The sequence below is a fragment of the Vibrio sp. QJM3NY_35 genome (genome assembly GCF_057785915.1).
Genome location: NZ_CM173508.1, coordinates 1,018,481 through 1,031,169, shown reverse-complemented (window position 1 = coordinate 1,031,169; position 12,689 = coordinate 1,018,481). Strand labels below are relative to the sequence as shown.

11 protein-coding genes are annotated in these 12,689 nt (G+C 44.4%); 8 read left to right on the top strand and 3 right to left on the bottom strand.

Annotated features, from left to right (window positions below; genetic code table 11):
• Positions 1-148: 148 nt before the first annotated feature.
• Positions 149-1,480 carry a DEAD/DEAH box helicase gene (locus AC3CH3_RS20005; RefSeq protein ID WP_488538218.1) on the bottom strand — a complete coding sequence of 444 codons (1,332 nt, stop codon included), beginning with the start codon at positions 1,478-1,480 and terminating at the stop codon, positions 149-151.
• A 361-nt stretch (positions 1,481-1,841) separates the two neighbouring features.
• Here AC3CH3_RS20005 and AC3CH3_RS20000 point away from each other — a divergent pair, with 361 nt between their 5' ends.
• Complete coding sequence (locus AC3CH3_RS20000; RefSeq protein ID WP_017061882.1) at positions 1,842-2,108, top strand: Lpp/OprI family alanine-zipper lipoprotein; 267 nt, start codon at positions 1,842-1,844, stop codon at positions 2,106-2,108.
• A 178-nt stretch (positions 2,109-2,286) separates the two neighbouring features.
• Here the strand turns inward: AC3CH3_RS20000 and AC3CH3_RS19995 are convergent, their stop codons facing one another.
• Positions 2,287-3,261: a L,D-transpeptidase family protein gene (locus AC3CH3_RS19995; RefSeq protein WP_488538217.1), complete on the bottom strand. Its 975-nt coding sequence runs from the start codon at positions 3,259-3,261 to the stop codon at positions 2,287-2,289.
• Positions 3,262-3,607: 346 nt separating this feature from the next.
• Between AC3CH3_RS19995 and deoD the strand changes: the two genes are divergently transcribed.
• The 4 genes from deoD (at position 3,608) to AC3CH3_RS19975 (ending at position 9,106) form a co-directional block, all read left to right on the top strand.
• Entirely contained in the window at positions 3,608-4,318 is a 711-nt protein-coding gene (gene deoD / locus AC3CH3_RS19990; protein WP_017061880.1) for a purine-nucleoside phosphorylase, read from the top strand.
• Between the two features lie 82 nt (positions 4,319-4,400).
• Positions 4,401-5,870: a transposase gene (locus tag AC3CH3_RS19985; protein ID WP_488538216.1), complete on the top strand. Its 1,470-nt coding sequence runs from the start codon at positions 4,401-4,403 to the stop codon at positions 5,868-5,870.
• Between the two features lie 186 nt (positions 5,871-6,056).
• Entirely contained in the window at positions 6,057-7,526 is a 1,470-nt protein-coding gene (locus AC3CH3_RS19980; protein ID WP_019821666.1) for a hypothetical protein, read from the top strand.
• Complete coding sequence (locus AC3CH3_RS19975) at positions 7,526-9,106, top strand: GGDEF domain-containing protein (protein ID WP_488538215.1); 1,581 nt, start codon at positions 7,526-7,528, stop codon at positions 9,104-9,106. The genes AC3CH3_RS19980 and AC3CH3_RS19975 overlap by 1 nt, the downstream gene beginning before the upstream one ends.
• 32 nt (positions 9,107-9,138) lie before the next feature.
• Here AC3CH3_RS19975 and AC3CH3_RS19970 read toward each other — a convergent pair whose 3' ends face one another.
• Entirely contained in the window at positions 9,139-10,041 is a 903-nt protein-coding gene (locus AC3CH3_RS19970) for a DMT family transporter (RefSeq protein ID WP_050643367.1), read from the bottom strand.
• Positions 10,042-10,310: 269 nt separating this feature from the next.
• Here AC3CH3_RS19970 and AC3CH3_RS19965 point away from each other — a divergent pair, with 269 nt between their 5' ends.
• The 3 genes from AC3CH3_RS19965 (at position 10,311) to AC3CH3_RS19955 (ending at position 12,687) form a co-directional block, all read left to right on the top strand.
• Complete coding sequence (locus AC3CH3_RS19965) at positions 10,311-10,706, top strand: DUF3302 domain-containing protein (protein WP_019821663.1); 396 nt, start codon at positions 10,311-10,313, stop codon at positions 10,704-10,706.
• Positions 10,706-11,836: an HlyD family secretion protein gene (locus tag AC3CH3_RS19960; protein ID WP_019821662.1), complete on the top strand. Its 1,131-nt coding sequence runs from the start codon at positions 10,706-10,708 to the stop codon at positions 11,834-11,836. Before AC3CH3_RS19965 ends, AC3CH3_RS19960 begins: the two co-directional genes overlap by 1 nt.
• Positions 11,837-12,138: 302 nt before the next feature.
• Positions 12,139-12,687, top strand: coding sequence for an ECF-type riboflavin transporter substrate-binding protein (locus AC3CH3_RS19955; RefSeq protein WP_488538214.1), 549 nt, complete (start codon positions 12,139-12,141; stop codon positions 12,685-12,687).
• Positions 12,688-12,689: the final 2 nt, after the last annotated feature.

The following is a 12,689-nucleotide window of genomic DNA, read 5'->3' as shown; positions in this document are numbered from 1 at the left end:
GAAGAACCCAGCGAGTATCATGAGTTACCGCCTGTAAGTACCGCAAGCTAAGGCTTACACAAAGTACAGATACAAAAAAACCGCCATCCTCGGCGGTTTTTGTTTGCATCAACCTTTCAAAGCTAAGCTTTTAGGTCACGCGAGTTGATTACTCGTCGTCCACTTTTGGTGCGACTTTCTTCTTAGGGATAAACACGGTATCACCCACAGCCACATTTTGGTGGAAGCTCTTATCACGCTTAACTGGTTTCTTCGGCGTTTTCTTAACTTGAGTGTTGGTCTTCTTCTTCGCAGGCCCGCCTTTAGCAAACGTAGGTTTACGAGGCTTAATGCCTTTGAATTTACCTTTCAAGCCTTCAAGCACAGAGAAAGTAAGATCTTGCTGGAGGTAAAGCTCAACACGCTTAAAGCTGTCCCAGTCTTTTGGACCAACCAAAGAGATTGCATCACCTTTGTTACCTGCACGACCAGTACGACCAACGCGGTGCACGTACTCTTCTGTATGCTTAGGCATATCAAAGTTGATAACGTGGCTTACGTTTGGAATATCGATACCACGAGAAGCGACATCGGTTGTTACCAAAATCTTGTAAACCGCACGCTCAAACTGACTCATGATCGCATTACGCTGCGTCTGGTTTAAGTTACCGCTCAGTGCAACGGCTTTAAGCTTCTTCTCATTCAGCTTATCCGTTAGGCGATCAGTATCAGCACGAGTTGCTGTGAAGATCATAACCTGACGGTATTCAGCTTCTTCTAGTACACGGTCTAGAATCGCTTCTTTGTGATCTAGGTGATCACATAGGTAGAATTTCTGAGTGATATCAAGGTGCTGCTCGTTAGAAACACCCACCGAGATGCGCTTAGGTGCGTCTAGCATTTCATTGGCAATACCGTTCACTTCAGCGTGGTCTAGCGTTGCAGAGAACATTAGCGTCTGACGACGACGGTGCTTAGCCGCATTCGCAATGCGACGCAGTTCTGGAGCAAAACCAAGATCAAGCATACGGTCTGCTTCATCAAGGATTAGCGTTTCAACACCATCAAGGAACAATGAGCGGTGCTCTAGGTGGTCAGCAAGACGACCAGGCGTCGCTACGATAAAGCGAGGGTACTTACGCAGTGCTTTAACTTGGTCGTTAAAGTTCTCACCACCTAAGATAAGCGCCGCTTCATAAGACAGACCACCAAGCATACTGCGCAGTTCGCCGTAAACTTGCTTCGCTAGCTCACGAGTAGGAGCCAAAATTACACCACGAGGATCTTTAGCAGAAAACGCTTTTGTTTTTAATGCTTTATGTATCATTGGCAACACAAACGCCAATGTTTTTCCTGATCCCGTTTTTGATGAAGCCAATAGATCCTTACCAGCAATAGCAACAGGGATCGCTTTTGATTGGATCTCTGTCGCCTTCTTGAAGTCGTAATGTTTTAAGTTCTTCAGTAAGCGGTTATCTAAGCCTAAATCTTTAAAGTGCAAAGGACTCTCCAGTCATGATGGTATTGAATAAAATTAATTTAACGTGACATGATACCGCGAAAGTACTTTATAAGGATAGAGATCACAGTAAATTTATCCCTTAATCTATCTTTAGCTAGAACATTGTATGCATTGCTAGCAAAGGGATAGCCCTCCAAAAACACCTTTTAGTCGCCTCTCAATCCTTCATCTCATAAGTGAGACAGAACGTGATGCTTAGCTAATTACCTCAAAAATTTAGCAATTTCTTTAGTTATTGTTTTTGCAGTTAAAAAATTAGTCGCTACAATCATTAATGAAGCGACTATATGATAAAGAATGTATAGCGCATCTTTTGATGATAAATAAGCAAGGAGTTCTTATGAATAAGACGTTAATCGCAGCTGCAGCATCAGTTTTCATTCTAGCCGGTTGTTCTTCAGAGCCAGAAGAAGCTGCAGTGTCAGAAATGGATCAACTAACTAACCAAGTGGCTCAACTTACAAGCGAAGTTGAAGCACTTAAGAGTGACAAAGCAGCCGCAGAAATGAAGGCTCAAGAAGCAGAAGCAGCCGCTATGGCAGCGAAAGAAGAAGCGGATCGTGCTAACGAACGCATCGATAACATCGCTGAGTCTTACACTAAGTAGTTTGAGATCTAATCGCGATTAAGCTGTAAATTAAATAAGTCGCAAAAAGCAGTATATAGACAGCACCACTTCTTATCGGATGTGGTGCTTTTTTTTGGGCGATACCAATTCGAGTAGAAGGTATTGATTCGAGTAGAGAAAAGATAAAACGCCCCTTGTTACAGAAGAGGCAGTCGAATTAAAACTCAATCACAGGTGGTGCTATCTCTACAGGTACGCCGTTTTGAGCAAAGATAACCGCTTTCGCCTTTGAATTTGGCAGTTCTGCGTCTTCAAGCCACCATTTTAGTTCCACAGGGATCTGTAATGATTTCTTTGAACCATCACTTCGAGTTAATGGCTCGTGCGCTTCAACAAACACACTTCTATCAGGCTCTAATGACACCTTAATCGGCTCATTGATAATGGTGACCTGTTCACCACGGTTCACTTGCTCAAATAGCCACTCAATATCTTTAGGTTCCATTCGGATACAACCAGAGCTAACTCGTAAACCTATTCCGAAGTCTTTGTTAGTACCATGGATCAAATAGTCGCCAGCGCCATAAGCAAGTCTCAAAGCATACTCACCCAATGGGTTTTCTGGCCCGGCGGGAACTACTCTCGGTAATTCAATGCCCTTTTCAAGATACTCTTTGCGGATTGAATTGGGTGGAGTCCATGTTGGATTCGGTCTTTTTTGACTTATCTTGGTGATCATCTCGGGGGTATCGCGCCCCACTCGACCGATACCTACAGGGAATACATGCACCCGATTTTTATCGGGCTCAAAGTAGTACAATCTCAACTCAGCAAGGTTGATGACAATCCCCTTTCTTGGGGTATCAGGCAGAATCAGACGACTTGGAATGCTCAACACATAACCTTCCGCGGGAAGAAAAGGATCCACTCCTTTGTTGGCTGCCATTAAAGAGAGGAAACCAATATCGTATTGCTTGGCAATGATGGCCAAGGTTTCGCCCGCCACCACTTCATGCTGCTGTATTCTGCCAACAATACGGCTTTCTGTTGGTGGCAATTCAAAGGTTGCAGCAGACACCCACGATGAAGCTATTCCACTGGCAAGCAAAGTAGTTCTTACAACAAGCGATGCTGCCCTGTGTAGTCGGGTTTTCATTGACTGCAAAGGCGTCGAGTTAGCGCAATACGACATACAAATCCTTGGTTTGTCTTTTATCAAAGTTTAGATTATCGCTGATCAAACGTCTCTACAACGTATTGTTGTCTCGAAACTGATAGGCAACAAGTTTATATGTGGGCCTTTTCCTCTCATTGGCTTGCAATTTACCCATACAAAATCGATTGCCTTTACGCTTTCAACATATTTGGTTATCAATATTAATAAAACTATAATGACAGACCTATTTTGTGACTAAAGTCTCATGGAGCCACGTTCTAACTCGCTAATATTGCCTCAACAAAACGAATTCAATTCAACAGAATCGGTAATTGATTAAATCCTGTTCCTATAATTACCGTTTAAACTTTGGAGAACGACCATGGCTACACCTCATATTAATGCTCAAGCTGGTGATTTCGCAGAAACAGTACTTATGCCGGGCGACCCGCTTCGCGCAAAATACATTGCAGAAACATTCCTTGATGACGTGAAGCAAGTTTGTGACGTTCGCAACATGTTTGGCTACACAGGCACTTACAAAGGTAAGAAAGTTTCTGTAATGGGCCACGGTATGGGTATCCCATCATGCTGCATCTACGTACACGAGCTAATCGCTGAGTTCGGCGTGAAAAACGTTATTCGTGTAGGTAGCTGTGGCGCAGTACGTGACGACGTTAAACTAATGGACGTTGTTATCGGTATGGGCGCATCTACTGACTCAAAAGTAAACCGTATTCGTTTCAACAACCACGACTTCGCTGCTATCGCTGATTTCGGTCTTCTAGAAGAAGCAGTAAACCAAGCTCGTGCACAAGAAGTTCCAGTTAAAGTTGGTAACGTATTCTCTGCAGACCTTTTCTACACTCCAGAAGCTGACCTTTTCGAAAAAATGGAAAAGCTAGGCATCCTAGGTGTTGATATGGAAGCGGCTGGTATCTACGGCGTTGCTGCAGACCTTGGTGCTAAAGCACTAACTATCCTAACAGTATCTGACCACATCATCCGTGGTGAAAAACTAAGTTCTGAAGAGCGTCAAAAATCTTTCAACGACATGATGAAAGTTGCTCTAGAGACAGCAATCAACATCTAACGATTTGATCAAAGATACATTGAAAAGCGTTACCCCGCAGCCAGGCTCGCTTGGCTGCTCAAATAATCCCGAGGGGGAGATCGTGTCTAACGACAAGCTGCCAAAAGATGCGGATGGTTTGCAACTCAACTTTTGTAAAACATTGGCGTGTGACAACTTTGGCTTGAGCGATGCAAAACGGTATGTTTTGCAACACGCGAACCCTAAGCGTCCAGCGATGGTTTGTCGTGAATGTGGAGCTTTCCCCCCCTTACTTAACAACCGTGAAGTGTTAAGCGAACTTCATCGCCTAAGACAACTTCACAGCGATGGGCTCCCTGCTTGTCGTAATGATGATTGCGATAATTTCGGCTTATCGGTTCATACCCATAAACATCTTTATCATGCCTTCGGCTACAGTGGTGACAGGCAGCGTTATCGATGCAAAGACTGCCAATCAACCTTCGTTGATAAATGGTCTGGATCCAACAAAAAACTCCAATTTCAAGAGAACCTCATGGGCTTACTGTTCATGGGCTATTCCGTACGTGAAATCTGCCGAAAATTAGAGATCAACCCAAAGACTTTCTATGATCATGTTGACCATATCGCGAGCCGTTGTCGTCGTAAATTAGCGATGATCGATGCACGATGGGTTAACCATGCGAAAGATTACGAATTCGCCTCTCACTACCAGCGTCTGCAACCACAAAGTAACAACGGTGTGGTGTGGATAGCGACGGGCGAGGCGCATTCTGGCTATATCCTTTGCCAACACGTTAACTACTCTCAAAATGAAGAACCATCGGGGAACGTCGACCACAACCCTTATGATGATGTTGCGCGCTTTGTATCCAAGGAGCACTCTTCAGAAGCGAACCTCGAACTGCCTCAGCCCTCTAACAAACTAAAAGAGCGCATTGAACAGCAGTACCAAGTGATTCTTGCGAGAGGTAACGTTGAGGACCCTATGGGTAACCTCACCACATTTAGCTACCCTTCAAAGGGTGCACTCATTCGACCGCCTTATACCTCTTATGCTCACTTCTTACATGTGTTGGATATGTGCAACGAAGATAAGCATGTCGCCATCTATATGCCACAAGATCCATTACTAAGATCTGCCGCTTTAAGCGTATGTCTGCCGCGCATTCAGAGTCAAAATATTGACCTTATGTATGTAGAGGAAGATTCAGGCTGGCAAGACGATCAAAGTTTTGAAAAGATCGACATCGTTCATATGAGTTGGTGGCGAGATCGCTGGGCTATTGCGAATCAAGGTGAAAACCAGAAAGGTATCTGCTACCTAACCGGTAACAATCCAGAACCAAAACAGTGGTTTAACACGGCCTCAATTCAACAAACTAAGTTCTATCAACAACGCTTTCAGCTGTTATTTGATAGCTTTATTAATGAGCCCAGACGTAAGCTTCGTCCTGGGGGCATTCTTCCATTGCTCGACATATTTAGAGCTTGGCACAATCTGTGCTACCAAGATAAACAAGGGCTCACGGCAGCACAACGCTTAGGCGTAGCAGAGCTGCCATTAACTCTAAAGCAACTACTTTCATAGCAACAAAGCCTATAGGTAATTATTCGGGAACTCATTGATTTTAAAGCGACAACATGAGGTAACACCCATAATTAGAAAAGATCGATGTTCCTTTGACGCTCTACGAAAGATAATTGGTGCTTATCTCAAATTACACTCTTATAATGATTGTGTTATCAATATGTTCGATAATCATGGATGTAAGTCTTGGACAAAAATCAGTACCTTCTTGAAACAGAATTAGAAAAACTCAAAACTCGTGTCGACTCTGAGCCATCGGTGATCCTAGAGATTGCCCAACAGTGCCTAGTCCGATCAGAGCAAGTTCTGTTTGAAGAGGGTGCCATCCAGTCATTAATGTTAATGGCAAGATGTAGCTGGAACCTGATGGATTACCAAAAAGGTTTAAAATACATCAAGGAAGCCTACAAGCGCCAAAGCCGATTAGATACCGACCTTTTTCTCCCTGAAATCCTCCATTTACATGCGCTCCAGTTCTGGGGACAAGCCAAGTATTACTCCGCCCAACAGTTTTGGATCAATGCCTTAGAGCAGTCCGCATTGGTTGATGAAGTCGAAATTCAAATTGAATGCCTCATTGGCCTTGGCAATATTTGGCGAATGACCCACGAATATAAACTTGCACGTTCTACCCACCAGCTTGCCGTTAAAGTGGCTAACAACAGCCGCATTGGTTGGTTAGAGGGTAAAGCCAGAATACTGCTTGCGTGGGATTACTACCTGCTCAACAACTATGTTGAAATGCTGTCGGTATTGGACGGTGCAGAAGAAGCATTAAAAGACCATAAAGATAACACTTGGCATGCAGAGGTGTGGGACTTTCGAGGCCTTGCCCTACTTGGTCTTGAACGCTTAGATGACGCGGAGCGCGCCACGGCCAAAGCGCACAATCTGGCAGTTGAACACAACCTAGTTTGGATGAAGGCGCACTCATACATCAGCCGAGCTAGATTGGAGCTCCTGAGAAAAAGACCAGAACAAGCGGCGGAATTACTGAGGCTCGCAGAACAATCCGCAAACGAGTTCGATAATGGCGAGTTGCTGAGCCAAATCTGTTACCAACAATCCTTGGTGGCGGAAGAAAACCAAGACTTCCAAGCCGCGCTCGTCGCCTTTAAAAAGTACCGTCAATATTCTATCGGCATGCTCAAAGAGCAAACGACACGTGTTGGGTTAGATAAAGCACGCAGTTCAAAACGCCAGCTAGAGCAGAGAGCGCGAAAACTGATTAACCGTATTCGCGGTCAGCACGAGTACGATCCTGAAAAGCACCTCTCTTACGTTGTCTCTGAAACCTTTTGGTGGGAAAAGTTAGTTCTGTTCAAGACAGAGCTTAAACGTTCAAACCACAGCATCATTATGTTCCATCATGTCGATACTGATTACTTAGATGTCTGTACCGAGATTGCTCATGCTTTATGTAACCAGAATGACTTCATCGCAAGGCTAAGTTCTGAACGTGTGGCTCTTATGCTTTCCGAGAAAGGAGAAGCCGCAGAACAAACCTTCCAAACTCTCAGCACCATGCTCGATATCTATCCATGGCATAGAAAAGGATTAAAAGGTTCGAAACCAAGCGTCAGCCTCAATGATATTTTGACGTTCCCGTTCACGCTTGAACAACTCGAAGAAGACGATGCTGAGGTAATAGAATAATGGAAACTCTATTAAGCAAGATCACAGACGCCGGTTTAGACCCTTCATCAGTGTCAGGTGAAGAAGCGATCATCTTCTGGAACCACATTCGTCAGCACGTTTCGACAACGCAAACAGAGCAAGCGCACTGCTATATCATTAGCTCTGAATACCGTGCCGAGTTACAACAAAATCAAACCAGTATCGAAGAGTTGAGACGAGCACTCGATCTGCTCCACCTTCCTGCCGATATCGAAGATCTTCTGACAGTCAAAACTAGCTTAAGTGACCGCTTAGTTGAAATTGGTGATTACACCTCAGCACTCAATGAATTCGTCAGTTCATCGACAATCGCGGTTGAACACGGCCATATCGATGAATATGTACTAGCAATTTTAGGCATGGGCAACCTGTGCGATTCCTATGGCGATCACAACAGAGCTCTGCGTTACTACCAAAAAATCAGCAGCATAGACCATGCGATAAGCAGTCGCTCACTTCGCCTCAAATTCAAGCTGCATATGGTAGCAAGCCTACTTCTACTCAATCGCATTACAGCAGCCAGCGATTTACTGAATGAGTGCGAAGAACTGAGTATTTTGGTGAGTGACAAGTTGCTCACAGCTCAAATATTGCTTTACCAAGCAAAGGTGCTGCGCGCTAAGAAAAAATACCATGAAGCGCTACGCTGCCTGTCTAAGGTTCAATACCCAGCCAACAGCACTCAAGCAAGCTGGCTTGCGACCATGACTCGTCTAGAGCTAGCACATTGCCTAAGCGCAACCCGCAAGCAAGACTACGCGAGCATGATTTTGTCGAGCACAGACAAACGCGTGAAAGCCTACTCGTCCCCAGTACTTGCAAAGCGATTCTACGATTCGCTAAGTGATGTGTGTATGAATCAAGGGCGTTTTCAAGAAGCGCTAAGCTATGAGAAAAAAGGCTACCGAATTGAAACCGATCTGATGAAGCAGATCCCGATCAGTGAACTCGGTGCAAGCCAGCTACGCAGACTGTCTCGTTTTGAGTTACAACTCAAACTCATTCTCTCTGAACAAGAGAACAAAGAGCTCAAAGAGACAACTGAGCAACACAAGAATGCGGTGGCTCAGCTTCAACAAGACGTGTTCACCGATCCATTAACAGGTTTACACAACCGTCGTTGGCTAGACGTAAAACTCAAAGACCTGCTCCTACACGAGACACCTTTCGCATTGATGGTTGTCGATATTGACCACTTTAAATCAATCAATGACGAACTCAGTCACTTAGTGGGTGATAAAGCGATTGTTAGCGTTTCTCAAGAGCTGCGTTCTTACTTTAAATTTAGAGGAGCTTCATGTGTTAGGTTTGGTGGAGAAGAATTCTTAGTTATCCTTGAAAACACTAACCTTGATAAAGCGGAAATGCACTCTGAAAATTATCGAGAGCGCATTTTCCAATTCGGTTGGCATGAGATACTTGGGGAGCGAGGTTTGACCGTGAGTATTGGTATTACTTTGCATCGTGACGGAGAGAATACTCAACGTACCTTCTACCGTGCCGATAAAGCGCTATACCGAGCTAAAGCCAACGGCCGTAATCAAGTGTGTACAGAGTAATGGCATGACACTCTGTAGCTCAGGCCAGCAGCTTATTGATAAAAGAACAGAGAAATACCAGCAAGGGCGGCAAGTGTGCCTATGATACTTTGCTTTGACACCTTCTCCCCTTTCAGCGCATAAATCACCAAAATAAAGACCGGGCTGGTCGCTATCAACGTTTGTGCAATCGCAGGGTTAGCATTCTTCAACGCCACTTGTTGAAGCCATAGAGCGAGAAACGTCCCGACAAAGATTGCTCCTAATAACCACAGTTTATCGAGCTTGGTCATTTCCCATAAATCTCTTTTTATCGATGAATACGGCTTCTTTTCAACAAAAGGGATAATCAGCATCACGGCAAATACGCCAATCGTCAGGCGAATCAGTGCACCTAACAGTGGTGGAATGTCACCCGCCACTAGAGCGTAGTGAGAGATAACCACACCAGATGCCTGACAGACACTCGCCACAAGCCCATAACCAATGCCACCCCACTGCGCTTTGTCATTCGATTCACCGCTCGCAGATTTTGATGGCTGGAAGACAACGAAGGTCACCGCCAGTGTTGTAATCACGACACCGAGCCAACTTTGCACTGTCAATACAGCGCCAAGGAACATTAATGCCAGCACACCAGAAAGAGGCGGTGCTAAAGACTCCAGTAACAGCGTCTTATTGGCACCGATTCTTTTCAACGCCGCAAAATAGGCGCTATCTCCAATCGCAATGCCAATCACACCTGAAATTGCCAATATCAGAAAATGGTTGGTACTCAGTTCAAACTCCGGCATCGGGATAAGAGGCATCACCAGCAACATCATCCCTGACGCCACCACACCCTTAACAATGTTCAATTGCATCGCAGAGAAGCGATGTCCAAATTGCCCATAGATCCATGTCGCACATGCCCACACAATTGCAGCGCCAATGGCCGCCAATTCACCTATATACACCCGTATTTGTCCTTTATTTTTTGTTGTTATGGTTATGGCTATGCCCGTCATTTAGAATCTTAACTGTCATCATTTCAGCTTAAATACCAACCAGAAAGCCGAAATAGCCTCTTCAAACGCGATGAGATTTTATAAGATTCATCAATGCTTTTATTCGCATTAGAAGCGACAACACATTATTTTCAACTCGGTAAATCATTTTTATAACAATTACTTGGATGATAGCGTAGTATATTTATAACTAATATCTAACATTACAAGGATCTGTTATGTTTTTAGACTACTTTGCACTCGGTCTACTGATTTTCGTAGCATTGGTTATCTTTTACGGCATCATCGTTATTCACGATATTCCCTATGAAATTGCGAAAGAACGCAACCACCCTCATCAAGATGCTATTCATGTCTCAGGCTGGGTTAGCCTATTCACCTTACACGCTATTTGGCCCTTCCTTTGGATCTGGGCAACGCTGTGGCGTAAAGATCGTGGTTGGGGCTTCGCTAAATTAGAAGAAGAACAGCACGATATTCATCATCGCGTCGATATTCTCATCGATCAAGTGAGTACCCTTCAGGAAGAAATCGTACAGCTCAAGCAAGCTAGTGCTGAACAAAACACTCCAGAGAAAGAGACAAACAACGTTCAAGATCAGGAGGCTAAGTAATGGATTTACTGCTGATAATGACCTATGCGGCACTTTGTATCACCATCTTCAAAGTATTTAATATCCCGCTCAATAAATGGACAGTACCTACCGCCGTTCTTGGTGGTGTCGTCATCATAGGTACTTTGATCCTACTGATGAACTATAACCACCCTTTCACACAAATTGGTAATCAAGTTTACTCAACAACGCCAGTCGTTTCAGGCGTTAGGGGTAAAGTTATCGAAGTGCCTGTAGAGGCAAACAAACCTCTGAAGAAAGGGGATATTCTTTTCAAAATAGACCCAGTTCCATTCGAAGCTGAAGTGGCAAGATTAGAAGCGAAGGTAAAGGAAGCAAGCCAAGGTGCGCTTGGAATGGAATCTGAAGTGGCTGAAGCTGAGGCTGCAAAAATCAAAGCCATCGCAGAGAGAGATAAAGCCCAACGTGAATTCTCTCGTTACAAGCGCGGCTATGACAGCGGAGCCTTTACTGAGCAACAATTAGATACTCGCAGACAAGCTTACAAGGCATCAGAAGCCGCCGTGAAAGTGGCAGATGCTAATCTAGAACAAGCACAAATTGCCCTAGAGTCTGAAATTGGTGGCGAGAATACAGCCGTTTTAAGCTTATTGGCCGAATTGCGTAAAGCTCAGTTTGATTTAGAACAAACCGTGGTTCGAGCTCCCACTGACGGATACGTTACGCAACTAGCATTGCGCCCAGGCGTTATGGCAGTACCGCTTCCTTTAGCTCCTGTGATGACCTTTGTTCACACAGAAGAACAATTCTATACCGCTGCGTTCAGACAAAACTCCTTACAACGCCTGCAACCGGGTTACGAAGCTGAGTTCTTGTTTAGAGCATTGCCAGGGAAGATATTCAAAGGACGTATTGATGAAGTGATTCCAGCTATTGGTGAGAGCCAATTCCAAGCTAGAGGCGCGCTTCTAGGTACTGATGCGTTGCGTACCAGTGGTCGTGTGTTCGTTAAATTGAGCATCACTGATGATCTGTCTGACTACCATTTACCGATGGGTACTGCGGTTGAAGTTGCCGTTTATTCTGACAGTTTCACTCACGTGTCTATCATGCGTAAGGTCCTTATTCGCATGAAGAGTTGGCAAAACTATCTATACCTAGACCACTAAACGGTCGTAGATATGTGACGAACCCGCTTAACACATTGTTAAGGCGAATGAAAAAGCCAGACCCGCTCTGGCTTTTTTGTTGCTTGATTAACCGTAAAATTGCGTTTTTTACACGATATTTAGGTGTTCAGATGGAATTTTAGACATCTAGACACTTACCTTCCCTTATGGAAGGGTTCTACTGTATAATGCGCGCCTTATTTTTTATATTTGCCCAAAAAACGTTCTCATTGAGACGCATATTAATAATGGCGAATATTCGTTCTTTATTAAGCTTTATCTTTCAGTATTCGAGGTTATCTATGAACTTTTCAGCTAAAACAGTAGTCGTTATTGCCATTGGTGCGGCACTGTACGGCATTGGTGGTTTACCTATGTTTGGTGTCCCAGTGTTTGCGAACACGACATTGAAACCAGCGATGGCAGTTCTAGCACTGTTTTCTGTTTTGTTCGGCCCTATCGTTGGCTTCTTGGTTGGCTTTATTGGTCACTGGGTAACGGATTTATTTGCTGGTTGGGGCGTATGGTTAACTTGGGTATTAGGCTCAGGCATCGTAGGCATGGTTATCGGCTTGTTCCCGATGATGACTAAGAACCGTCTTCAACAAGGCGAACTGCCAATGAAAGATTTTGTATTGTTCGTGGTACTTGCCCTTGCAGGTAACGTTGTAGGCTACGGCTGTTCCGCGTTCCTAGACACTATCCTATACGCAGAACCGTTTACTAAAGTCTTAACTCAACTGTCTATCATCGCAGCGGGTAACACCGTTCTGATCGCTGTTGTGGGCTTCCTGATCCTAAAATCAGTCGCTAAACGCAACAAACAAAGCCGCAACCTGACTGAGGCATAAGC